The following is a 25,717-nucleotide window of genomic DNA, read 5'->3' on the forward strand; positions in this document are numbered from 1 at the left end:
AAAAGTAGCTATAACAAACCTAGTAAGGTTACCTAATATCGTTATTTTTTTGTTAACTATATGTAGCCAAATTTGTCATATGATTATTTTAACATTCCATCCTTCCAAGTGAGTCTTTCACCCCAAAAAGGAATCATCGTTTTATCACATTTTACAGCGGGCAAATGTTCCATTGTTTTCGTAATTGAGGCTTGTCCATGCGGATATGGCTTATGTCTCAGTTCAATTAAATGGGTCAATACCGCATAATCCGGTTGAACTTGCCCTTCGGCCGTTCCCAAAAGATTGTTTTCTCGCTTCTCTCCCCATCGCATAACTAATAAATTAACCGGTCCTTGAATCTTTGTAAAATTTGCAGGAGTAAAGCCTGCATCTCCGCAATGTAACAAAGAGAATGATCCAGCATCAGTTCCACAGTCGATTCGTGCCATGGATATGAACTTTGGAAACTTCGGATTAGCAAGGTGGTCGTCCATATCAGTGCGAATCGTAACATTCCCAATTTGATAGCTGGTTGGTACTACAGAATGATAAGCCGAGCCCGGCTTATAGAAGTTGGAAATAACGGGTTTACCTAGGTTTGTCATCGCCTCCATCAACTTAACATTCGCATGGTCACCATGATTGTGTGTTATGTACAGGAAATCAAGATATGGGGCAAATTGCCAAGCTAGTCTATGATCTACATCAATACCGAAGCAAGCTGAAGGTGTTTTAACGATAAAACCCATATTATAAAGCAACCAAACTTGCGCAGTACCTTTTTTAACTTTATTATTCTTCACTTCATTCAGAACCTTGTCAAAGCCTTTTCTATAAGCATAAAGAATGGGAACTTTCCGCTCCATTTCCACTGCGTCATCTTCAGACATTGCCAAATAAGCCTTGAATTCATCGGGAGGAAAGCTATCCGAATATCGTTCTATCGTTTTTAGCAATTCAATTCTGTTTGGACTTAGATCGAAGGCGGTTGTTTTCTCTAGGCTTTTCCAAGTTTTGATCGCTTCATTAATTTCACTTTTTATGCTGCTCTCCTGAACGAGACCTTGTCCGGATGAAACAAACACCAAAAGGTACATGGAGAGGGATAATAACAATCTTTTCATAGGATAAACTTAGTTTTAGGTTTTTGATTTATATAGGTAATAGTAATAAACAAAATTATTCTTCCTAGTCGCCTAATTAGAATGACTAGGAAGAATAATATTTCTCATTGGATAACTCCTAATATAGGGTCCTTTAAGGAATAACTGTCTCCAAATAATTCGGAGTTATTAAGGTATCAATATCATTTGCATTGATCAAATACCTCGTTTTACTTCTAACTAATCCACCTTTTTTAGGGTTGACCATTGTTAGAGTTCTAACGACTAATTCTTCTTTGGTAAACGTTCCATCGTTTTGTTCGTAACTTACCAAATTATCAACGGCTCCCACCCTGTTATCAAAATTAATGACTCCATTATCTTGAGTAAATCTGACCGTTGATGGCAACAGCGTGTTGATGTAATTATCACCATAAACATAGCCCCCCTTATCCGTCATTAGGGATTTATTACCAAAGGTATCTACATTCCAAGCTTCGATCAGAATATTGCCCTCAATGTCGGGCATCTCTAACGTCGCGAAGTAACCGCCAAACTCTTCATGATAATTACTGTCGATGTAATCCACTTTCAGTGAATCTCTTGAGCCCGCGGCGGTATTCCACCGCAACATAAAGAATGATTTATTCACATCTTCTGCTGGCACCACAACTACGGCCACTTTATTAAATCCGGACTTAACGTTTATATCAGCGATACGCGCTGCATAAACAATAGGACCATCTTTAACATACTGATTTAATAGATCGTCCGCATTATCACAGCCGACCTGCAAAAAGGAAAAAATCGCTCCTAGTATATATATTAACTTCTTCATCTTTAAATACTTTAATCTATATATTCTGCTAATATGATTTAAGCACTTCTCCGAACATCTTGAATTCATTGATCGTGTAAAACGTTTCGGTTGGTGTGTAGGACTCCATCAGCTGCAATCTCATGTAACGGAAGGACTCCGTCGGTTTTGCATCAGGATTCTTATTGTCTTCGGAAACTGCGTACTCCTGTTTATTGTAGAAATAATCTGTTTCTTCTTGTGTGATACTAGCCATATTTGCAGGCATCTTTCCTTCGTACTCCCCGATTAAAATCCATCCTTCCGGGAACTTCGACCATCGGGTAGTATTTGCATCATTCGTTCCCCAAATCCTGAATCTCTTCACACTAGAACGCGCATACAGATAACTGGCGGATGGACGAGGATAGATTTGTACTCTACTCAATCGTAAATCTTGATTTAAGTCAAAAGTGACATATAAGTCATGTACGTAGGTCCGCTGAGTTGGCTGGCCTTCCGGGATCTTAAAGAACTTATAGGCTAAGAAGTTGTTAGCAGCTGTGATACCATTGAACATCGTTTGAGGACCAAAGTTGGCACTGTGTGCTATCCCATCATTTTGTACCCCCGTCTCTAAATTATATCCAAACAGCGCATAGTCTTTACCCGAGGTTCCATATGATGGGTTGAAGTAAGCAACAGGTTTCACTGTATTGAAATCAATCAGCTGTTCTTTGAATGGTGTAATCAATTCAATCAGTGTGTCCGTCCTATTTCCCCACTTATCTGATAATACAAATCCAAATTTCTGCTCCACATTATCATACTGTCTGATATAAGTTGCCGTATTCAATGAGTCTGAGCTGTAAATTGTCTTAGAAGGATCCTCTATAAGTGTCTTTTCGCCCATTTGAATTTGATCTTCCGTCAATATGTGAATCGCGAAGGGCTGTGCCTCTTTATTTTCCCATTCTAGCTTAACACCTCCAAATGCGGGAGTAGCCAACAAACTTTGACGTGCAATTTCAACAGGTGATAACAATGGCTTTTCCCTAACTTGAGTTATGTCGGATTTATTACCGCCCTCATCCACAACCGCTAATTCCACGGATACCTCATTGGTTCCTGTAAAGCCTTCAACTAAAATGATATGGCTATAGCGAGAAACTTTAAATTCCACTTCATTGCCGGCTTTATTTATATAGGTTGCAATAACTTGTGAATGTTTAGGGTTGCCGGCCGGCAGACTAAAGTGAATCTCTAATGCACCTGGCTTCGAAACCACTTTGTCGACGGTTAATTTTTCAGGCTTGCCACCGCCTAAATCCAATTGTTCAATCCCTAAGTAGGAATCCATGCAAGAAAGAAGCGATAAGCTACTTACCAAACATAAGAACAAGTATATAATATATCTTTTCATCGTTTTATCAATTAATTACCAGCCTGGATTTTGAACTAAGTTTCTATTTTGAAGCAAGGTATTGGTCTCAATTGGCATCAAATAATCTTTCATTGAAAACCTCGGCTGCACAAGAACCTTCAAGGTGAAGAAATCTTTTTTATTCTCGCCTTCTTTATTCCAACCCATAATTGGTTTGTTATAAACTAATTCGCCAATTAACCATCGACGAACATCGTAGTAGTAATGGCCTTCAAACGCTAATTCATTGATGCGTTCCTGCTGCACAATCTTTCTTAAGCCTGCTTGACTTTCAGGCTTAGATTTAAATGCTGGAGAAGCATATTTCGCCCAACTCACAACCACACCTTCCATTCCAGAACGTTGTCGAATCTGATCTAAATAGTAGTAAGCATTATTACCTCTAGAATCCGTCTTGCCCGGGCCACCTGCTTCGTTTAATGATTCGGCTAATAGCAAATACAAATCGGCTAAACGAATAATTGGAAAGGAATAACGTTCATAAACCAATTCAACGCGCGTTGCAGTATAGGTTGTTTTTAAATGGGTCAGCTTTTTTGCTAAATAACCAGACAGGGGATAATAGCCATAAGTCTCTCCATATTTAAATCCGCTACCCATATGTCTCATAAAGTTTGGAAAAGCAGGGTTTGACAATTGCTGCGAACGACCTTCCCAAATTCCGCCGTCGAATCCCACCGATGCGTAGAAGCGTAAAGAGCGGTGGTGATGAAGTAATGCGGTCTCCTGTCCACTTTTTATGAAGTACTTCGTATGATTTTCATCTGGTAGCTGCGTTGTATATCTATTCTGATACCACCCGTTCGTTTCCCATTCCTGGTCCTCTTCAATCGGAACGCCATTGGAAGAATAAAATGATTCAACGATATTCAACGTCGGAGAGTGGCGTTGTCCAATATCGGGAGCACCGGAGCCTGCAATATTCTCCCACTCTGAATTACTGAGCATACTGGAAAAACGTTGAAGCTGTCTTGTTGCCTCATTGGTTGCCCAGATAAGCTCTGGATTCCATGGTGAAGTAACAGCTTGTCTTAAGCTTACCATCGCCTTCGTCTCTGGACTGATATTGGTCGTATTTACATCCGGGATGGCACCGGCGCCAGCATCTGCAGTAATCAATAAATGGTTTCCGTCTTCCTCCGCAGAACGAACAGCCTCATCACAAGCCAACAATGCCCGCTCCCATCTTTGCTTACTATCACCGACCGGAAATAGATCAATACCTCGTTTATCTTTAAATCCTGTATAATAATTATTGTTATTAAAAATTGGACTAGCTGCTAGGACTAGTGTCTTTGCTTTAATTGAGCGTGCAATAGTCTTCGTGAAACGTCCGTATTCCGTAGAGGGGTCCAATTCAGCCGTTGTTGGCAATGCTTCGATCGCTTCATCCAATAGGTTGACAATGTAGTCTGTCACTTTATCAACCGGTTCGCGATGGAAATCAAGTTCCTCCCCCTTCGCTGCGATAGGAATAACCTTATCAACAATGGGTATCGGTCCGTAAAGTTGGAACAAATAGAAATTGAGGTAGGCCTTAATCGTTTTGACTTCAGCAATCCATTTGGCGCGTTCCATCTCATCCATGTCTCTTGGACCGCCATCCTCTAGTTTGATATGTTCTAAGAAGACATTACAGTTGCGGATTCCTTGCCAAATGTTTCGGCTCGCTCCATTCTTACCATCCCAGAAATTCATATATGGACGTACTGCGTTATTACCGTTGAAGAATAGTAAAACAGTATTCGGGACGTTTGCCGGATTACCACCCGGCATATTCCGAGGATCCGAGACAACATCACCTCCAGCTGTAAGTCCTAAGGTATTATCCGGATTAGCAACATTTGGAAGAGCCGAGTAACAGGTGAAAAGATATTTCTCGGCGTTAAAGCGATCTTTGAACGCGTCCTCCAGCACCGGTTTGTCGTCTGGTAAAATATCTAGATATTTATTACATCCTGAGAGTGCCATGATAAGGACACCCATTGATATAAAAATTATACGCTTCATATCTTTATGATTAATCATTAACATTTCGATTCCAGATTAGAAATTAACCTGCATACCTAAATTGAACACTTTTTGCAGTGGATAAGCCAAGCCATTCCCACGCATTTCCGGATCCCATAATTTGAAATCGGAAAGCGTAAAGAGGTTTGTTCCGCTTGCATAGATACGAGGACTAATTCCTCGGAATTCCTTGAACTTATACCCCATTTCAACGGATTTCAATCGAATAAAACTTGCAGAACGCATCCAGTAGTTACTACGAACAAAATTGTTCGCATTGCCCACCGCGCTATTTCCAGCCTCTGGTGATAATCGTGGCCAGTGAGCGTATAGGTCTCTATTCGTTTCTGTCCATAAACTTTCTTTGATGAAGTTCAGCATCGCTCTGTTCCCTCTCCTTTCAACTCCCTTTTCTACTAGAGTTACATTGACAAATGGTGCCATTTTATTTGCATCCAAGAAAAAAGAGAAACGCGAGGAGCCTTGAACGAAAACAGAAACATCAAAATTCTTATAACCAAATGACCCTCCGATACCATATTGAATTTCGGGATTGGTAGGGTAGCCAATCGGTACGATATCGAAAGTATTGATCACGCCATCGCCATTGATATCACGGTACTTAATATCGCCTGCCTGATACACAACCGAATTCCCGTTAACCATTTGAACCGGTGAGTTCAACACTTCGTTATCATCGATAAATAGACGCTCCGCAACATAGCCCTGTGACTGTCCCACTTTCCGGCCCACAACAGATTTCCATGGAGCGAAGCCTGAATAGTCTAGCTCATCATAGACTGTGATCTTAGATGTACCATAGGTAAAATTACCCCGAACGATATACCACATTCCGTTGGCTAGAGACTTGTTATAGTTTAAAGTCAAGTCAAGACCTTTTCCTTTCGCTTCACCGTAGTTTGTTTTAACGCTTGAAGTCAATCCTACAACAGATGGAATATCCTGTCGTTCTTGTACAATATTCGTCCGGTTCTCTAAGTAAACCTCAGCAATCAAGGATAGATCATCATTTAGAAAACCCAGCTCCACCGCTAAGTTTGTTTTATAAGAAACCTCCCAAGTAATGTTTGGATTCGCATAGCGTAAAATATCAATGGTCGGTCTGGTGAAGGTCGAGTTTACATTATTTCCGAAATATCCAGCCTGCGGCCCGTTCAGATTGATATTCGAGGTAAAGAAAAAGCGATCGATATCATCAACAATAATGTCATTTCCGACTAGACCGTATGTACCGCGTAGTCTGAGCTTAGAAAACGTAGGTTTTAGGCTTTCAAAAAATGGCTCGTCAGACACTTGCCAGCCCAACCCTACTGACGGGAAGAAACCCCAACGAAACCTTGGATCGAATCGTTCGGAACCGTTGAGTCCAAAGTTTAATTCCGCGAAGTACTTATTAGAATAACCGTATGTAAATCTTCCGGCTAACGAAACGTTACGCGAAGGCAACGAAGAGTCTAAGTTCTGCGGACTGCCATCCAATCGATCTTTGATAGACCCCACTAATAAACCTCCTAAGTCATGTGTCCCGAAACGACGATTATACAACACCGCACCTTCGGCATAACCCCTAGCTTCCACAAACTTGTTACCTGCGGTATAATCAATATGGTCTGAGCCTTTTTCAGGATTTAATACTGATAACTGATAAGGATATGCATTAGTCGGATCATATGTCCCTTTGATATACTGATAATAGAACGGATTATAGCTACGCTGAATATTGAATCCCGAATATCGCGTAATACTTCCTATAAAGCGAGCTTTTAAGCCCGGCGTGATGGACTCTAAGTTCTGATGCAATTCTAACTGAGTCAATAACGTACTATTTCTTACATCCTCATAGCCTTTCATGATATCCGCATATGGGTTGATATAGCCTGGTTCTCCATTTCCGTAATCATCTCCAGAGTAGTTACCGAACAAAATACGGTCAACAAATTCCGTGGCGTGGTCAGGTTGATAATATGCTGGGAATAATACAGGATTGGCTAATAAAGTCTTGCCGTAGGTGTTTGCTCCTCCACTGCCAGACTCACCGATAGGACCTGTATAATCGTCGAAAGTCGCACTCAAACGAACCTTCGCTTCCAAGGTTTTATGGAGAAACAAGTTCACGTTCGAACGAACTGAATACTTCTTTAGATTGATATTGGAGTTGAATGGATTCTTCTCATCAACTTTCAATATACCGTTATCTTGAGAAAAAGAGCCTGCTAAATAATAGGTCGCGGCATTTCCACCCCCCGTCAAGTTTATGTTCGTACGATGGTTTAAGGAATGGTCTCTGGTTAACATTTCTTTCCAATCGACCGCGGGATACACATTGGGATTGCGGTTTGGATCTTTAGTAAAGTTGATCTTACTTTGCGGATAGACCAATTCGCCAAAGCGCGTCATCTGTGCGATATTGGCATACTCCATATAACTAACCGGATCTGCTAAATCAACTTTGGTAGTCGGAGTGGATACGGAAGATTCATGTCTGAAAGAAACTTTTACATTTCCCTTCTCCCCTTCTTTGGTTGTCACTAACACCACCCCATTTGCACCGCGCGCTCCATAGAGCGCTGTTGCCGACGCATCTTTCAGAATAGAGAAACTTGCGATATCGTCGGGGTTTAATCGAGCTAGATCCCTTGATGACATCTCAATATTATCGATCAATATTAAGGGAGCTGTTAAACCACTACCGAATGAAGTCACACTTCGCACAAAGAATTGCGCATCTTCCTCTCCTGGAGCTCCAGTTGATTGATACGCAACTAAACCCGCCATGCGACCAGCCAATGCTGTTGTTAAGTTACTCGCCGGAGTTCTCAGATCCCTGACATTTACCGTCGTAATCGACGAAACAATACTTTCTTTCGCTTGTCTACCGAAAGCAACAACTACTGTCTCTTCCAGCTCACGATTATCTTTCGAGAGCCGAATATTGATAACCTTTGCACTGCCCACCAAGATACGCTGAGTCGAATAACCGACCATTGAGAAGATCAACGAGTCGCCTTCATTTACCGCTAATTCGTAGACACCATCACCATCGGTACGAGTGCCGACTGCTGTTCCTTTCACAAAAACACTTACACCCGCCATCGCTGAATCATCAATGGCATCCGTAACTTTACCTGTCACCATGTTCTGTTGTCGCACCGGCTGTATTGGCACTCCTTCCCTAACAGGTACTGAAGCGACATTTTTCGAGGCAACGCGTGCCTGTGGTTTTATTACAATGGTATTGCCTTGAAGCAACCACTCTGCGGATTTATCTTGCAGCAACTTGCGCATAGTCCCCTCTATTGGCAAGTCTTTAATGTCCGCATGAATCTTCATATCAGCCAATACTTTGCTCTTGATGAAGAATTCATATTTTGTTTGTTGTTGAATAGTCTTCATCACTTTCAGCAATGAAATACCATCAGCTTTCAATGTCACGTTCTGCGCCATACCATCGGCCATAACCGTCGTGATATTGAGCAGTATGAGTACAACGATCCATTTCATAATTAGGGAACATCGGTTTATAGAAGACCAGTGCCGGTCTTCCAGATTTTTTTTAAAATTCATACATTTGTACTGATTAGATCATATTGTAATTATTAAATTCAAAATTTTCTCTTAGCCGAGAGATTGTAATGCGATAGACATCTAAAGAATTGGCGGGCAGTGTTGGAGCACTGTCCGTTTCCTTATTATCTATCCTTTCCTTAATAGTTCCGTTTCCTCATTCCTTATTCCTGTTTAGTTAAAAATTGATAGTTTGTTCCTTTCCCCTATGCGTTCGAGTTTAAACTTAAACCCGCTGCCTTCAATTATCTTTAGCACCTCCTTTAAATTCTTTCCACGGCTAATACTTGCGTAGAGATATGTTCGCTTAACGCGATCATCAATTTCAAAATCGAAATCGTACCATCTACTAAGTATTCTCATCGCTTCGCCCAACTCCACTTCTTCAAATACAAATTGATTATCCTTCCAAGCGACGTATTGACCTATATCCACCTGCTTTTTATGTAGACCTCGTTGATCAATAAATCCCTGTTCACCCGCTTTTAGAGGCAGTATCTTCCCCGCTGCGTGCAACACGACAGATCCTTCCACCAGCGTCGTACGATTCTCATATTGCTCGTCAGCATATGCTTTTAAATTAAACTGAGTTCCAGTCACTTCCACCACTTGTTCAGACGTTTTGATTTTAAATGGGATCTTTTTCCCGCCGACAATCTTACTTTCTACATCGAAATATGCCTCACCGTCCAATTCTACGACGCGTTCTTTTCCTCGCATCGTTAATGGATAGGTCAATTTAGAGTCTGCATTTAACCATACCTTTGTCCCATCCGACAAGGTTATCTGATACTGGCCGCCTCTCGGCGTAGAAATCGTCGCGTAGCTATCCTCATCATTGTTCAGATCTTGAATCAATGTGCCATCCGCATAAGCGAGTTCATCCCCCATAACGACAGCGTCCTGATTCTCATTTAATTCAATTACGCGACCATCTGCCAACGTGATTTTGGCTTTATTGCCGCCTGGCGCTAAATCACTAATCGAAATAGCTTTTGTCTGATTGATTTGACTTCTGTATAATATCAAACCAATTCCTAGTACTGAAATCAGTAGCGCAGCACACGATAAATACCATCCCCAATTTGTTTTCTTCCGCGGAGGATGTTCACCTTCTGCATCGCGCACTTTTGCTAAGGTCTTTTCCTCGAATTTCATCAGCCAGTCTGATTTTGAATGATCAGATTTAATGGCCAGTCTATTTTTCAATTCTGATAATAAAAGTTCCTCATCCTCTACTTTCTTCAAAAGATCCGAAAACAAAGGATCGGAAGCCCCCCAGCTCTCAAGCATGCGTAGCTCTTGCTCAGTGATGGTTCCTTCCATCCGCTTTCTTATTAAAGACACTATCTCAGCGTTGCTATTCATGGTTATAGATGTTGGCTTGTTTTATTCGTCGATCAGATCGACTGTTATTAATACGAACGACTCTGGAAAACCTTAGAAAAAAAGTTAAAAAAATTTATAACGAAGTAAAAAAGCATATGAATTACTATTGAAAAACCACCATAGCAAACACGAAAAGAGGGTTTTGAAGAGTTAAAAAATTTTAGACAGAACTTATTAAAGCGCCAAATGTTTATTATATAGTCACACTAAAAACGATAAAAATGATTAGTTCAAAATTTCAATCCTGTATAGAAGCTTGTTTAGAATGCGTAGCAACATGTAACTTGTGTGCTACGGCATGTCTTAATGAAAAAGATGTGGACCATCTTCGGAAGTGTATTCAACTCGACCTTGAATGTGCAGCAATCTGTCAAGCCGCAGCTAATGTGCTAAGTTTAAACGGTCAGTTTAGTGCTGAAATTTGTAGACTTTGTGCAGATATCTGTAATGCCTGCGCCGAGGAATGTGAAAAACACGCAAAAATGGGCATGGATCACTGTAAAGAATGTGCTGAAGTATGCCGTAAATGTGCGCAGGAGTGCGAAAAGATGGCAGCGTAATAACAATTCATATTTTGTACAGCAGGGCGCTCGAAAGACGTCCCGCTGTATTAATAAACTCGTTATTAGTAAGTGTATCAGCTAATCTATTATCTATAATAATAGATTTAAGGATGTATTCAGGTTTCTATTTCGTTGGCGAGTAATAAAGTATAATTGCTCCGTTGTTGAAAACTTTCGCCCTTTTGAGTTGAAAGACGGTCCGATTTTCTATATCCTCAAATAATGAGATTCCTGGTCCTGCAATAACCGGCTGGATACAAAGTTGTAGTTCATCGATTAAATTCAAGTTCATTAACTGAACTATCAAACTGCGGCTTCCAATCAGGATGTCTTTTCCTTCTTCCTTCATTAGCTCATTAATTACTTCCACTAGTGGCTTAGTTGCAATTTCAGCAGTCTCCCAATTTGTCTTTTTGAGCGTTTGAGAAAAAACGATTTTTGGAATTTTGTCTATTGATTTAGCGAATTCGTTCAATTCTTGTTCATCGGATGGATGTAGTAGCATTGTCTGCCAATATTGCATCAATTCAAAAGTAATTCGTCCGTAAAGGATTTTGCCTGCATTTTCCAAAAGACTAGTATAGTGTTTATGCAACTCTTGGTCTGCAATTCCAGCAGTGTGGTCACAATTTCCGTCGATTGTGGTATTGAATGCTGCGATAACTTTTCTCATAATTTATTCTGTTGCTGTTAGGAGGTTAACAATTACAATGGACATTTATGTAGATGAAGTATAAACCTAATAATAAATATGTAGATGCTATTATTTAATATCCCTAGAGGCGGACAAAATGCACGATCTTTCAATATTTCCTTAACCAGCATATCCCAAAACCGATGTTATAGGGAGTTTGATTTTGGTACTTTAAAAAGTAGAACAATTGAATAAATCTGTAAAGCCGCTTGGACAACATTAATAATACCGACTATCGGATTCAATAATATGTTCATAATAATAGTTGGAATTCCAATTAACCCTAAAATCATAAAAACTAACAAAACATATTTTATCCAGTCATCACCTTTACTTACTAAGTAGCCAATACCAATTAACATTCCTAACGTGAGTATTGCAACTTTAATTCCGAAACTATTGTTGAATATCGCAGGACTTAGAATTACATTAATTATACCTAATCCTGCTGATAAATAAATTAAATTAGCTGCTTTTTTGTGATTTGGATGGATTATTTTTGCATTTTCTTTATTCTTTTCAGATATCAAAGATGTTAATCTTTGCGTTTCTAATTCGGTAAATTCTCTACCTCTTGATTTAAGAATTTCAAATGCTAATATATTCGCTTCAGGAACAAATCTATTTCCTTCCTTAATATATTCTTCTAGTTCTCTGTCAGTTTTAGTTTCTAAAACACTCTTTTTTACACTCATAGATTGTTAATAACTGTCTATAACATACTGTTTAGCGAAGCTAACATACAAATATTTCACCGATCAGGATCTATTAATGTACCTCGCCTTACAAATTCAAAGACAATATAATAATCTATATTTTAACGGGTTGACACAACATTAAATATCGTTATCCATATGGAGAAAACAATTATTATATGTAAATCGTTTTCTAGATATGGCTAGTTTAATTTACAATCCTCATTATTTGGCAATTCTAAAACCGATGAAGTAATGAAAAATGTAGCTGAAAAAATGGGCCTCAAGGAAAAAGCGTGTGCATACTTTGCAAACGCTCCGAAAGAAGCTATCGAAAACATGCATCTTCCTGAAATAGAGATATCAAAAATATTAGAAGGAGAATTTGATTATATTCATTTTTTTGCAAAAACTCAGGCGGAACAGACAGAGCTGTTCCCAAAACTGAAAGCGCATTTAAAATTAGATGGAATGCTCTGGGTATCGTGGCCGAAAGGCGGACAGTTGAACAGCAACCTTACCCTACCAAAAGTTGTCAAAATAGGCTATGAATTCGGATTGATAGAAAGCACTTGTTTGAGCATCAATAATGTTTGGTCCGCTTTAAAATTTACGCACCCCAAAAAAGGAAAAACCTATAATAATAGCCACGCAAAACTGAAATCAAGAACAACGAATCGCTAACAAGAGATTCTAGAATGAGCCGCTTCAAATCCTTCATGTGTGGCAGGATTGCTTCAGCCCCACAGCCCCAAACTCAACCCTGAAGCTCCTACGGATCGAACCGCGGCTCGAATCTCCCACACCCGAACACAAAAAAAGCCCTAACTTTCGTTAGAGCTTTATTTTCTGTCGGGGTGGCAGGATTCGAACCTACGACCTCCACATCCCAAATGTGGCGCGATACCGGGCTACGCTACACCCCGAAAAGGTATCACCTTTGTTTTTGTGTGGCACAAATATACGGCGAAAAATATATTTGTCAAGATAAATTTTAAAAAACATGCTAAAACACTCATACAACGCACTTTACAGTTTTAGCAATCCTCGAAAAATAATTTTTTAAAAATATTTTCACAATAACTTTCATATAATCAAGCTGTTTTCCTATCTTTGCACCCACCTCAAATAGAGGAACATAATTTTTAAAAAAAGTATTTTTTTATATCAGATAAAAGCTGTAATATTGCATTCCGATTTTTACAGGATATAAATCGTTTTTAATTACACAGAATCATGGATTTAGTAAAATTTGTAGAAGAACAAGCGGTAGTAAAAAATGAAATTCCCGCTTTCAAAGCAGGAGATACCATCAGCGTTCATTATAAAATTCGCGAAGGAAATAAAGAGCGTGTACAGGTGTACCAAGGGGTGGTAATTCAATTAAACAGCGAAGGTGCTAACGCAACTTTTACCGTTCGTAAAATCTCTAACGGTGTAGGTGTTGAACGTATTTTCCCTGTAAACTCTCCTAACATCGAGAAAATTGACGTTAACTCAGTAGGTAAAGTTCGTCGCGCAAAATTATTCTATTTACGCGGACTTACTGGTAAAGCTGCTCGCATCAAAGCGAAAAGAGTTTAATTACGATATTTCTTTTAAAGAAGAAAAGGGACTTACAAATTGTAAGTCCCTTTTTTTATGCCCGATCAACCAGCCATTCGAATTAGTTCCGGATAACAACAGGCTTAGTTCCCATGATCACATCAATACGCTCCTTAACCTCTGCCGTAATTAATGGAAGAACTTCCAATGCTTTTAAATTTTCAGTCAACTGGCTCTCGCGTGTTGCACCCAAGATAGCAGTCGTTACATTCGGGTTACTTAAGCACCATGCAATACTCAATGTTGGCAATGATACACCCAGCTCATGTGCGAAATCACCTAAAGCCTTTACCCGGCTCAACTTATCTTCTACAACTGCTCGTTCTTTCAGCCACTCATAACCTTCCAAAGACATTCTAGATCCTTCGGGAATTCCATCGTTATACTTACCTGTCAATATTCCGGATGCTAAGGGACTCCAAATCGTCGTTCCCATCCCGACATTTCTAAAGATAGGCTCATAGTCCACCTCCATTTTCATGCGGTTGAATAAATTGTATTCGGGCTGCTCGACGGACGGACCTTCCAACCCCAAATCCCTAGCGACCATGTGCGCTTCCATAATCTCGGCAGCTGACCATTCGCTGGTTCCCCAGTAAAAGATCTTGCCTTGCTGAATCAATGTATTCATCGTACGTACCACTTCCTCAATTGGAACATTACGATCAGGACGATGACAATAATATAAGTCCAAATATTCAACTTGAAGGCGCTGCAAAGCCTCCTCACAAGCCTCCATCAAGTGCTTTCTGCTCAGACCATGCTGATTAGGTTTCTTATCCTCGCCCTTCCAGCCGAAATAAGCCTTGCTCGACAAAACATAGGAAGATCGATCCCAGTTCACTTTCTTTAATACACGACCCATCATTTCTTCTGATAATCCCGCAGAATACACCTCCGCATTATCAAAAAAATTCACACCGGCATCGTATGCCTGCATCATCAATCGTTCGTTCGTATGATCATCTGTTTGTCTAGCAAAGGTTACCCAAGACCCAAAGGAAAGCGCACTCAACTGTAGGCCGGTTTTACCCATTCTTCTGTATTCCATTCTGTAGATTTTTTATTAAAGTTACTCCATTCAAGGCTATTTCTGTATTTTATTTTCCACTAAAAGTGTAAAATTTCAGCAATTATTTAGGCTATGACAGTGTGGAAAACCTGCCAATCAATTAATCTTCAAATCAATCCATCGAAGATTACCCTAAACGATTTTTTTTAGAGCAGATTGAAGAAAAAATTTGTACCTTCGTATCCCGTACATAGAGCAGATGAGGCGGTATAAAAAGACCTCATTCTATATTAGAAATCCATTATTGCTATGACTAAATATATCTTTGTTACGGGCGGCGTAACTTCGTCGTTAGGGAAAGGAATTATTGCTGCTTCCCTTGCCAAACTACTTCAGGCGCGCGGTTTAAAAGTAACCATCCAAAAGTTTGACCCGTACATCAATATCGATCCAGGAACGTTAAACCCTTATGAACATGGCGAATGTTATGTTACAGAAGACGGTGCTGAAACCGACTTGGACCTTGGTCACTACGAACGATTCCTAAATGTTCCCACTTCTCAAGCTAACAACGTTACAACAGGTCGTATCTACAGCCATGTTATCGAGCAAGAGCGTGCAGGTGCATACTTAGGAAAAACAGTTCAAGTAGTTCCCCACATCACCGATGAAATCAAACGTCGTATGTTGCTTCTTGGTCAGACAGGCGAATACGATATCGTTATCACCGAGCTTGGTGGTACTGTTGGCGATATCGAGTCCCTTCCTTTCATTGAGGCCGTACGTCAATTACGTTGGGAATTAGGCAACAACGACTGCCTAGTTATCCACCTAACCCTTGTTCCTTACTTAGCTGCGGCCGGCGAGTTGAAAACAAAACCTACGCAGCACTCCGTAAAAACCTTATTGGAATATGGTGTACAACCTGATATTTTAGTTTGTAGAACCGAGCATAAGTTGAATAATGATATTCGTAAGAAATTAGCATTATTCTGCAATGTGAATATCAATGCGGTAGTAGAGTCGATCGATGCGCCTACGATCTATGATGTTCCTTTGAACATGCTAAAAGAGCAATTGGATAAAACAGTATTAGCAAAATTAAAACTATCGACGAAGAACGAACCAGATCTTGAGAACTGGAAAGCCTTCTTAGGTCGTTTGAAAAACCCAACCAACGAGGTATGCATTGGTCTTGTGGGTAAGTATGTAGAATTACCAGACGCCTACAAATCTATTGCAGAAGCCTTCATCCACGCGGGTGCAACCAACGAAACCAAAGTAAAAGTTAAATATATCGCTGCAGAAAGCGTAAGCGACGACAATGTTGCTGAGAAATTAAAAGGCCTTGATGGTGTTTTAGTTGCTCCAGGCTTCGGCGAACGCGGCTTAGAAGGAAAACTAACCACTATTAAATATGTTCGTGAGAACAAGGTTCCCTTCTTTGGTATCTGTTTAGGTATGCAATGTTCGGTAATCGAGTTTGGTCGCAATGTTTTAGGACTTAAAGGAGCAAACAGCTTCGAAATGGACGAAACAACACCGCATCCGGTAATCAACTTGATGGAAGAGCAAAAGAACATTACCAACATGGGCGGAACGATGCGCTTAGGAGCTTATGATTGTGAAATCAAAAAAGGAACAAAAGCGTTTGGTATCTATGGGAAAGCTAAAATCTCCGAAAGACACCGTCATCGTTATGAATTCAACAACGCGTATTTAAAAGATTACGAAGCTGCAGGAATGATTGCCTCAGGCTTCAATCCGGATACTGGATTAGTTGAAATCGTAGAATTGAAAGACCATCCTTTCTTCGTCGCTGGACAATTTCATCCAGAATTAAAGTCAACGGTAGTAAATCCTCACCCACTTTTTGTTAGCTTTGTAGCCGCTTCTTTAGCGCACAAGAAATCACAGTAGTTAAAACACACTACGCGAGATACAGTAAATATTATAAAATGGATAGAAACAATCTAATAGGATTCATCTTAATCTTTGCCATCCTGGGGGGCTCCTTCTACTTAATGAAGCCATCTCAAGAGGAAATCAAAAAGGAACAGCAGCTCCAAGACTCGATAAAAAGAGTAAAAGAAGGAGTGGTTGTTACAAAAGACTCCACAAGAATCACTAGCCCTGCAGAAGCCGTAGCAGATTCTGTATTGGCGAAGCAACCTTTCGGCGTTGCATCGGTTGGTACCGAACAAGTGATTACCTTACAAAACGAACGCATCGCTGTAAACTTAAGCAGCAAAGGTGGTCGCGTAAAATCAGTAGAACTGAAAGAAGAGAAAAATTACGACGATTCTAAACTGATCTTATTCGACGGCGATAATAACCGCTTTGGATTAGAATTTAACGTTCCTGGAAAAGCAGTAAAGACCAACGACCTTTACTTTCAACCGCAAGGATCTAGCTTCACTGTTTCAGGCGAAGAATCTAAATCGGTAACTATGCGCCTTTCTTATAGCGCAGACCAGTACATCGATTATATCTATACCCTTGCCGGAAACGACTATAACTTAAAGTTAGACATCCGCACGGTAGGTTTGAACGACCTGATCGATGTTAAGAACAAAAGTCTTCTTTTAAACTGGGAAACGACATTAACACAAAAAGAGCGTAACGTAAAATCAGAGCGTGAGAAATCTGCGATCTTCTTCCGCGATGTAGAAGGCGAAGTAGATCACCTTTCTGAAACTAGCGACGAAAAAGAAACTGTTGAAAATAAACTAAGCTGGATCGCCTACAAACAACACTTCTTCTCGACCGTATTGACGAGTAAAGAAGGATTAAGCAATGTCAACTTAAACTCTGTTTTCTTAAACGAGCAAGGTTTGGTAAAAACTTACCAAACAACAGCAGACTTAGCTTATACAGGCCAAAAAGAAAACCAATATGGCTTTAGCTTTTTCTTTGGACCTAACAAATACAAAACCCTGAAAGCTGAAGGAAACGACTTTGATAAGATTATCAATATGGGATGGGGACCAATGGGATGGATCAACAAATTCATCACCGTGCCGATCTTTGATTTCTTAGATGGTTTCCATATGGGTTACGGGATTGTGATCTTGATCTTAACTTTATTCCTAAAGTTCATCATGTTCCCATTAACATTCAAATCTTACCAGTCTATGGCGAAGATGCGTGTGTTAAAACCACAGTTAGATGAGATCAAAGAGAAAGTTGGTGAAGACAACCCTATGCTATTGCAGCAGGAGCAAATGAAGCTGTACAAGCAAGCAGGCGTAAACCCGCTTGGAGGATGTTTGCCTTTATTATTGCAAATGCCTTTCACGCTAGCCTTCTTCTTCTTCTTCCCGAACTTGTTCGAACTGCGCGGAGAAAGCTTCCTTTGGATCAAAGACCTTTCAACCTATGATGCGCCAATTACATTCGCGAACATCCCCGTAATCAATGTAGACCACATTTCCTTAATGTGTGTGTTGATGACATTGACTACTTTGTTAACGACTTGGTACAACAACGCAACATCAGGAGCTGCAAACAACCAGATGAAATACATTGGTTATATCATGCCATTAGTATTCTTCTTCGTGTTGAACAGCTTCCCTGCAGGTCTGAACTACTACTATTTCCTTTCTGCCGTTCTTACTTTCTTAACGCAGGTAATTATCCGTCAATTTATCGACGATGATAAAATCTTAGCGAAAATCGAAGAAAAGAAAAGCAAACCCCAAGCAGAAAAGAAAAAATCATCCTTCCAAAAGAAAATGGAAGATATGATGAGAGCACAACAAGCAGCTCAACAAAATAAGAAAAACTAGGGTTTAGATATTAGATATTAGATTTTAGACATTAGATATAAGAGCCTGCCTAGCGGGCTCTTTTTTCATTTAAGATGTTGGAGGTGAGATTTTTGACATTTGATAGCGTTTTTTTCTGAACCTTCGGTTTTGAAATTTGTCTTGAACCAGGAAAGGAAGGAAAGTTTGTTTTGAACCAGGAAAGGAAGGATTTTAGGATTAACAGGATCAGGTTTAACTGCTATTTCTGGTGCAGACAAATTTCCCTTTCCACAAGATCCTGATTATCCTTGAATCCTTTCTTTCCTGGTTCAAAGACAAAATATCCTGAACATCCTTGAATCCTTTCTTTCCTGATTCAAAGACAAATATCCTGCCCATCCTTGAATCCTTCCTTTCCTGGTTCAAAGAAAAAACATCCTGCCCATTCTTGAATCCTTGCTTTCCTGGTTCAAAGAAAAAACATCCTGCCCATCCTTGCATCCTTCCTTTCCTGGTTCAAAGAAAAAACATCCTCGCATCCTTCCTTCCTAGTTCAAAACATATCCTTCCTAATAAGTAGGACTCAGTCCCCTTTCAAACCCAATGCAAACCCAATGCATAACCCAATCAAACCCTTCCGAAAGGGCTTTGATTGGGTCATACATTGGTAATAAAAAGAACAGCAGTCGAAGCTGTTCTCAAGCATTTAAAAATCCGGCAATAAAAAAGAGCCTTTGCAGGCTCTTATATCTAATGTCTAATATCTAAAATCTAGACCTAAACAAAAGCACTAAATCCGGTAATACTTCTACCGACGATCAGGGAGTTAATCTCTTTGGTTCCTTCATAGGAGTAAATTGATTCGGCGTCGGCGAGGAAGCGGGCTACATTGTATTCTAGCAGAATACCATTACCGCCCATCACTTCGCGTGCTCGCGACACGATATCGCGCGTTCTAAGCGTACAGAATACCTTGGCTAGGGATGCGTGCTCATCTTTCAGTTTATCGTCGTCTTGAAGCTCAGAAAGTCTAAACACGAGTGTTTGCATGGCGGTCAGGTTGGACAGCATCTCGACCAAGTGATTTTGTATCAGCTGGAAGGATGCGATAGGTTTTCCAAATTGTTCTCGCTGCAGGGTGTACTCCAAAGCATTTTCATAGGCTCCGCGTGCACATCCTACCGCCATCCAGGCCACCCCTGCCCTCGTCATCTGCAATACTTTCGCAGTATCTCTGAACGAATTTGCATTTACCAAGCGGTCAGACTCTGGCACTTCGCAATTCGTTAAAGTGATCAAGCCGTTTTGGACGATTCGTAATGCCATCTTTCCTTTAATCTTTTCAACCGAGAACCCTGGATTCTCTTTACGGACGATAAATCCTTTCACCTGCTGATCGTCTAAATCTCGAGCCCAGATAACCGTCATGTCGGAGAAAGTAGAATTTCCTATCCATTTTTTCTGACCATTCAAAATCCATTTGTCACCCTCGCGTTTACAGGTCGTTGTTAATCCGCCTGCTGTTCCGGAGCCTACCAATGGCTCCGTCAGGCCGAATGCGCCGATCTTCTTCAATTGCTGCATAGCCGGGAGCCATTCCGCTTTCTGTTCTTCAGAGCCACAAAGGTAAATGGACCCCATCGCTAAGCCACTTTGAACACCCAAGAACGTTGCGATGGAAGGGTCGACACGTCCGAACTCACTAGCGATGATACCATCCATAAGGGAAGTCCCCCCTGCACAGCCGTAGCCCTCATATACATAACCGCATACATTAAGCTCAGCTAGCTTCGGTATAATTTCAAAAGGGAATTCATCATGCAACCAATATTTATTGACTACAGGCTTTATTTCGGCTTCTAAAAATGCGCGCACCTTTAATTGCAGTGCTCGATCTTCTGGTGAAAGCTTAGCGCTTATATCGTAAAAATCGGCATCGATGGGTGGCGGATCCTTTTTCTTTTTACTTCCGGTCAACATTTTCATCGCCATTTTAAGCTGATTTTCGTCCATCTTTGATACAGCGCCTAAAACTTCGGCTAAATCGACCTTCTTTGATATCTTTTCTAATTGCTCCAAATCAACTGATTTAAAGAGCTTTACCATATTCTTCAGTTTATCTATCATATTCTTTCTTTAAAATCTTAACAGAAATATAACAAAAAATGTTTTTTATTGTTGCAAATCAACAAAACAGTAGTATATTTGCGCTGCTCAAAGCAAATAACGAATATTAAACAACTGAAATTCAGCCGGTTTAATAAATTTTTAAAAAAAAGTTATTTTTTGGGTTACCTTTTTAGGTTACTGGTATTAAAGATTAAATAAACAAATTTGTTTCAACTAAATAGAAAATTAAAAAAATGAAAAATTTATTCAAATTCGGATTCTTAGGATTAGCTTTAACTGTAGCAGTTGCATCTTGTAACAACGCTGAAACTAAAACTGAAGCTGCTGCTGATTCAATCGCTGACCAAGTAGAAGCTACAACTGATTCAATCGCTGATTCATTAGAAAACGTTGCTGATTCAGTAAAAGCAACTGGTGATTCTATCGCTGATTCTTTGAAAAACGTTCAATAATCCGAACTAAATTAAAAATACTTCAAAAGCCTGTTTTAGAAACAGGCTTTTGTTGTTTTATAACCTTTGGGTTGGTATAGGTCTACGAATTTCTTATTTTTGCCTCACAAAAGATTTTATACCATGACATTATCATCCTTAACTGCCGTTACACCTATCGACGGGAGGTACTACAATAACACCAAAGAGCTTGCTAATTACTTTTCAGAATTTGCGCTGATCAAGTATCGTGTTTTGGTAGAAGTGGAATATTTTATCGCTTTATCAGAATCGGGTATTCCTCAATTAGCACATTTTGATGGTTCGTTGAACGATAAATTGCGTGATATATACCGCAACTTTACGGAAGAGGATGCGCAATGGATAAAGGATACCGAGAGAGTAACTAACCATGACGTTAAGGCCGTGGAATACTTTTTGAAAAATGAATTTGAGAAATTAGGTCTTACGGACTCTTTAGAATTCATCCACTTCGGGTTAACATCACAGGACATTAACAATACCGCTATTCCATTGTCATGGAAAGAGGCTATTCAACAGGTGTACTCGCCGGGCATCAATGAATTGTTGGGCGAATTAAGATTATTGTCTGCAGAATGGAACGAGGTTTCCATGTTAGCACGTACGCATGGTCAGCCGGCCTCTCCTACACGTTTAGGAAAAGAGATCAAGGTTTTTATCGAGCGTATCGAAAGACAATTAGATTTGTTAGCACAGGTTCCCTATTCAGCAAAGTTCGGCGGTGCAACGGGTAACTTCAACGCACACCACGTTGCTTATCCTGCGAACGACTGGGTTGCATTCGGAAACAACTTCGTTAATGAAAAACTTGGTTTAAACCGCTCGCAGACTACTACGCAGATTGAGCACTACGATAACTTTGCTGCAAGTTGCGATAGCCTGAAACGCATCAACAATATCATCATCGACCTATGTCGTGATATCTGGACATATATCTCCATGGATTACTTTAAGCAAAAGATTACTGCTGGACAAATCGGTTCATCAGCTATGCCGCATAAAGTTAATCCAATCGACTTTGAAAATGCAGAAGGCAATTTGGGTATCGCGAATGCAATTTTCGAGCACTTGGCAGCTAAGCTTCCTATTTCCAGACTTCAACGCGATTTAACAGACTCTACGGTATTACGTAATATTGGTGTACCATTCGCACATACGTTAATCGCTTTCAAATCGACATTACGCGGATTGCGCAAGTTGATCTTAAATGAAGCGGCTTTCCAAGCAGACCTAGAGAACAATTGGGCGGTAGTAGCAGAAGCAATTCAAACGATTTTACGTCGCGAGGGGTATCCAAAACCATACGAGGCATTGAAAGATCTGACCCGTACAAATACGCACGTTACGCAAGCAACGATTGCTGAATTTGTAGACAACTTGAATGTTTCTGATGAAATTAAGGCGGAGATCAAAGCAATTTCTCCAAGCAATTACACCGGCGTACAGTTATAAGCTTTTACGCAGTAATGACGCTGTCATTTGCGGAATGAGTTATATTTGTCCATTATTTTAGAACGATTACAACATGGCAACAATAAACGTATATACAGAGAGCACGCCGAACCCATCAACGATGAAGTTTTTGGTGAACAAGCTTTTAATCAACGGAAGCTTAGATTACTCGGATAGAGAGAAGGCGCAGGAGTCGGCTTTTGCACGTGAGTTATTTAAGTTCAATTTCGTAAATGGCGTATTCTTCGCAAGCAACTTCGTAACAGTTACAAAAACTGACGATGCAGAATGGTCGGATATCGAGGCTTTATTAAAAGAATTCGTGAAAGGTGCTGTGGAATCAGAATTGGCGGTAAAGCCAGAAGAACACTCTGAGGATGTAGTTTTCGAAGGATCAGACGTAGAAGTGAAAATACAACAAGTATTGCACGACTATGTACGTCCAGCCGTGGAACAAGACGGTGGGGCAATTGCCTACAAAGCATTCGAGAACGGTGTAGTAACAGTAGAATTGAGAGGATCATGCTCAGGCTGTCCTTCCTCTACGATTACGTTGAAAGCCGGTATCGAAGGTTTGTTGAAACGTATGGTTCCAGAAGTAGAAGAAGTTGTAGCAGAAGCGATGTAATCGCGAATGCAAATAGATAAATTCTCAAAATAAAGATATGAAGGCCAGGAAGATTATCCTGGTCTTTTTTGTTGTAATGGTTTAGATACAAGGTCACGAGATCATCCCCCACCATTAAAAAAGAGCATGGCTATCCCGCCATGCTCTTATATCTAAAGTCTATTTAAACTTACTAGCCAAAGCTGCCAGTTTACTTGCCATATCCGTTTCCGGCGCACGGTTTTCTTTTCGCTCTGTCCGTTTTCTAGGCGCTTTCTCTTCCGTCTTCATGGTCAAGCTGATGCGATTACGTTTTTCATCAACCTCCGTCACAGTAACCATTACAGCTTGCTGTACTTTTACCACTTCGTGCGGATCGCTTACAAAATGATTTGCAAGCTGACTTAAGTGTACCAAACCATCTTGGTGCACACCGATATCGACAAATGCACCGAAGTTGGTAATATTTGTTACGATTCCTGGAAGTTTCATTCCAACGCGTAAATCGCTTACACTATTTACCCCTTCTGTAAAGGAGAAGGCTTCGAACTGCTCACGCGGATCCAGTCCTGGTTTCGCCAATTCGGCAAGAATATCATTCAATGTTGGCAAACCGACCTCATCACTCATGTATTTCTTTAGGTCTAAGCTCTTTCTTAGCTTCTCGTCCTTCATAAGTTCCGGGATGGAAACATTCAGGTCTTTCGCCATTTGTTCTACCAATGCATAGCGCTCTGGGTGAACGGCTGAAGCGTCTAAAGGATGTTCGGCGTTTCTGATGCGAAGGAATCCTGCTGCTTGCTCGAATGCCTTCTCCCCTAAACGTGGAACCTTCTTCAATTCGCGGCGCGAAGTGAATGGGCCGTTCTCTTTGCGGAAGTTAACAATTTGCTGTGCAAGTGCTGGTCCTAAGCCAGAAATATAAGATAGGATTTGCTTAGAAGCTGTATTTAATTCGACACCTACGGCATTTACACATGAAATCACCGTGTCGTCCAATGCAGACTGCAACTTATTCTGATCGACATCATGCTGGTATTGACCAACACCGATAGATTTAGGATCGATTTTTACGAGTTCTGCCAAAGGATCCATCAAACGTCTACCGATAGATACAGCGCCACGCACCGTAACATCCTGATCCGGGAATTCCTCACGTGCGGTCTCGGATGCAGAGTAAATCGATGCACCGCTCTCATTGACCATTACGATGACCACATTCGCTAACTTCATCTTACGAACAAAATCTTCCGTTTCTCGGCCTGCTGTACCATTACCAATAGCAATCGCTTCGACATCGTACTTCGAAACTAGGTGTTTGATTGCCTTTTCAGCTTCCAGGGCAGCATTTGCTCCACTATGGGGATACACTGCTGTATTTTCTAAAAGATTGCCCTGAGCGTCTAAAACTACGGTCTTACAGCCCGTGCGGAAACCAGGGTCTAAAGCTAGTAAGCGCTTTTGACCAAGCGGAGCCGCTAATAACAATTGGCGCACATTATCTGCAAAAACTTTGATAGCTTCCTCATCGGCCTTTTGTCTGGTCAATACGCGAATTTCTGTTTCCATGGATGGTTTCAGAAGACGCTTGTAACTATCCATCATTGCTAATTCCACCTGCTTTGAAGCCTCGTTATTTCCCTTCACAAATTGCTTAGCAATTTTAGGAAGTACATTTTCCTCTGCCACTTCAATATCCAGGTAAAGCAATTCCTCTTTCTCACCGCGGCGCATCGCCAAAACACGATGCGAAGGCGCATCTTTTAAGGACTCAGACCATTCGTAATAGTCTTTGAACTTCAAGGCTGCCTCCTCTTTGCCCGGCACGACACGTGAAACAAATTCGCCTTTATTCAAGAATACCTGACGGGTATTTGCTCTCACTTCCGCATCCTCAGCAATTTGCTCGGCAATGATATCTCTAGCCCCTGCCAATGCTTCTTCTAGGGAAGAAACGCCTTTCTCTTCATCTAGATAGGCAGCAGCTTCATTTTCTAAATCGATATTATTTTGAGCTAAAATTAGCTCTGCTAAAGGGGCAAGTCCTTTTTCGCGAGCTACGGAAGCACGCGTTTTGCGCTTAGGTTTGTATGGTAGATAAATATCTTCCAATATCGCCATCGTCTCGGCCGCTTTCACTTGCTCTTCTAAGGCAGGTGTTAACTTGCCCTGATCGGTAATAGATTTTAAGACAGCTTCCTTACGTTTATCTAAATCACGTAGCTGTTGAATTCTATCGCGAATAGCCGTAATCTGCACCTCATCAAGACTACCCGTCAACTCTTTTCTGTAACGAGAAATAAACGGGATGGTCGCGCCCTCATCCAATAATGCGATTGTTGTACGAACTTGTTTCTCAGCAAGAGATAATTCTTGCGAAACGATCATTTCGTGTGATGTCATCATAAAAATTAAAATGAAAAACAAA

The 25,717-nt window shown here is 40.6% G+C and carries 19 protein-coding genes and 1 tRNA gene; 8 read left to right on the forward strand and 12 right to left on the reverse strand.

The genetic code is table 11. The features are described from left to right. Window positions 1–83 precede the first annotated feature (83 nt). The 6 genes from DSM08_RS14765 to DSM08_RS14790 all read right to left on the reverse strand — a co-directional run bounded on the left by DSM08_RS14765 (window position 84) and on the right by DSM08_RS14790 (window position 10,288). Window positions 84–1,106 (reverse strand): MBL fold metallo-hydrolase, encoded by a 1,023-nt coding sequence (locus DSM08_RS14765; protein ID WP_149526875.1) that lies wholly within the window; start codon window positions 1,104–1,106, stop codon window positions 84–86. A gap of 133 nt (window positions 1,107–1,239) precedes the next feature. Next, on the reverse strand, window positions 1,240–1,923 hold the full coding sequence (locus tag DSM08_RS14770; protein WP_187773877.1) for a DUF4998 domain-containing protein: 684 nt from the start codon (window positions 1,921–1,923) through the stop codon (window positions 1,240–1,242). A gap of 28 nt (window positions 1,924–1,951) precedes the next feature. Then, a complete protein-coding gene (locus tag DSM08_RS14775; RefSeq protein ID WP_149526877.1) occupies window positions 1,952–3,304 on the reverse strand; it encodes a DUF5126 domain-containing protein in 1,353 nt (450 codons plus the stop codon). A 15-nt stretch (window positions 3,305–3,319) separates the two neighbouring features. Beyond that, window positions 3,320–5,335, reverse strand: coding sequence for a RagB/SusD family nutrient uptake outer membrane protein (locus DSM08_RS14780; protein ID WP_187773878.1), 2,016 nt, complete (start codon window positions 5,333–5,335; stop codon window positions 3,320–3,322). Between the two features lie 36 nt (window positions 5,336–5,371). Continuing rightward, on the reverse strand, window positions 5,372–8,857 hold the full coding sequence (locus DSM08_RS14785) for a SusC/RagA family TonB-linked outer membrane protein (protein ID WP_223110824.1): 3,486 nt from the start codon (window positions 8,855–8,857) through the stop codon (window positions 5,372–5,374). Window positions 8,858–9,094: 237 nt separating this feature from the next. Beyond that, window positions 9,095–10,288 (reverse strand): FecR family protein, encoded by a 1,194-nt coding sequence (locus DSM08_RS14790; RefSeq protein WP_149526879.1) that lies wholly within the window; start codon window positions 10,286–10,288, stop codon window positions 9,095–9,097. A gap of 242 nt (window positions 10,289–10,530) precedes the next feature. Here DSM08_RS14790 and DSM08_RS14795 point away from each other — a divergent pair, with 242 nt between their 5' ends. Continuing rightward, window positions 10,531–10,869, forward strand: a complete 339-nt coding sequence (locus tag DSM08_RS14795; RefSeq protein ID WP_149526880.1) for a four-helix bundle copper-binding protein — start codon at window positions 10,531–10,533, stop codon at window positions 10,867–10,869. 127 nt (window positions 10,870–10,996) lie between these two features. Here DSM08_RS14795 and DSM08_RS14800 read toward each other — a convergent pair whose 3' ends face one another. Both DSM08_RS14800 and DSM08_RS14805 read right to left on the reverse strand, forming a co-directional pair. Next, complete coding sequence (locus DSM08_RS14800) at window positions 10,997–11,545, reverse strand: dihydrofolate reductase family protein (protein WP_149526881.1); 549 nt, start codon at window positions 11,543–11,545, stop codon at window positions 10,997–10,999. A 167-nt stretch (window positions 11,546–11,712) separates the two neighbouring features. Next, window positions 11,713–12,261, reverse strand: a complete 549-nt coding sequence (locus tag DSM08_RS14805) for a hypothetical protein (RefSeq protein ID WP_149526882.1) — start codon at window positions 12,259–12,261, stop codon at window positions 11,713–11,715. A 255-nt stretch (window positions 12,262–12,516) separates the two neighbouring features. Between DSM08_RS14805 and DSM08_RS14810 the strand changes: the two genes are divergently transcribed. Further along, window positions 12,517–12,945: a hypothetical protein gene (locus DSM08_RS14810; protein WP_149526883.1), complete on the forward strand. Its 429-nt coding sequence runs from the start codon at window positions 12,517–12,519 to the stop codon at window positions 12,943–12,945. A 168-nt stretch (window positions 12,946–13,113) separates the two neighbouring features. Here the strand turns inward: DSM08_RS14810 and DSM08_RS14815 are convergent. After that, window positions 13,114–13,187, reverse strand: a tRNA-Pro gene (locus DSM08_RS14815). Between the two features lie 310 nt (window positions 13,188–13,497). Between DSM08_RS14815 and rplS the strand changes: the two genes are divergently transcribed. After that, a complete protein-coding gene (rplS, locus tag DSM08_RS14820) occupies window positions 13,498–13,845 on the forward strand; it encodes a 50S ribosomal protein L19 (RefSeq protein WP_149526884.1) in 348 nt (115 codons plus the stop codon). Window positions 13,846–13,927: 82 nt separating this feature from the next. Here rplS and DSM08_RS14825 read toward each other — a convergent pair whose 3' ends face one another. Continuing rightward, the gene (locus tag DSM08_RS14825; protein WP_149526885.1) at window positions 13,928–14,917 is read right to left on the reverse strand and encodes a potassium channel beta subunit family protein; all 990 of its coding nucleotides are present in this window, start codon (window positions 14,915–14,917) and stop codon (window positions 13,928–13,930) included. Between the two features lie 270 nt (window positions 14,918–15,187). On the opposite strand from DSM08_RS14825, the gene DSM08_RS14830 reads away from it, so the two are divergent. Both DSM08_RS14830 and yidC read left to right on the forward strand, forming a co-directional pair. Next, entirely contained in the window at window positions 15,188–16,798 is a 1,611-nt protein-coding gene (locus DSM08_RS14830) for a CTP synthase (RefSeq protein ID WP_149526886.1), read from the forward strand. Between the two features lie 38 nt (window positions 16,799–16,836). After that, window positions 16,837–18,666 (forward strand): membrane protein insertase YidC, encoded by a 1,830-nt coding sequence (yidC, locus tag DSM08_RS14835; RefSeq protein WP_149526887.1) that lies wholly within the window; start codon window positions 16,837–16,839, stop codon window positions 18,664–18,666. 738 nt (window positions 18,667–19,404) lie between these two features. Here the strand turns inward: yidC and DSM08_RS14845 are convergent. Continuing rightward, the gene (locus DSM08_RS14845; protein ID WP_149526889.1) at window positions 19,405–20,754 is read right to left on the reverse strand and encodes an acyl-CoA dehydrogenase family protein; all 1,350 of its coding nucleotides are present in this window, start codon (window positions 20,752–20,754) and stop codon (window positions 19,405–19,407) included. A 236-nt stretch (window positions 20,755–20,990) separates the two neighbouring features. Here DSM08_RS14845 and DSM08_RS14850 point away from each other — a divergent pair, with 236 nt between their 5' ends. From DSM08_RS14850 to DSM08_RS14860, 3 genes are all read left to right on the forward strand, one after another. Continuing rightward, window positions 20,991–21,209, forward strand: coding sequence for a hypothetical protein (locus DSM08_RS14850; RefSeq protein ID WP_149526890.1), 219 nt, complete (start codon window positions 20,991–20,993; stop codon window positions 21,207–21,209). A 123-nt stretch (window positions 21,210–21,332) separates the two neighbouring features. After that, window positions 21,333–22,682 (forward strand): adenylosuccinate lyase, encoded by a 1,350-nt coding sequence (gene purB / locus DSM08_RS14855; RefSeq protein WP_149526891.1) that lies wholly within the window; start codon window positions 21,333–21,335, stop codon window positions 22,680–22,682. Between the two features lie 73 nt (window positions 22,683–22,755). Beyond that, on the forward strand, window positions 22,756–23,310 hold the full coding sequence (locus tag DSM08_RS14860) for a NifU family protein (protein ID WP_149526892.1): 555 nt from the start codon (window positions 22,756–22,758) through the stop codon (window positions 23,308–23,310). A 159-nt stretch (window positions 23,311–23,469) separates the two neighbouring features. On the opposite strand, the gene DSM08_RS14865 is transcribed toward DSM08_RS14860, so the two are convergent. Further along, window positions 23,470–25,692 (reverse strand): Tex family protein, encoded by a 2,223-nt coding sequence (locus DSM08_RS14865; protein ID WP_187774040.1) that lies wholly within the window; start codon window positions 25,690–25,692, stop codon window positions 23,470–23,472. Window positions 25,693–25,717: the final 25 nt, after the last annotated feature.

Origin of the sequence: Sphingobacterium hotanense, from assembly GCF_008274825.1 — a bacterium.
Taxonomy (GTDB): domain Bacteria; phylum Bacteroidota; class Bacteroidia; order Sphingobacteriales; family Sphingobacteriaceae; genus Sphingobacterium; species Sphingobacterium hotanense.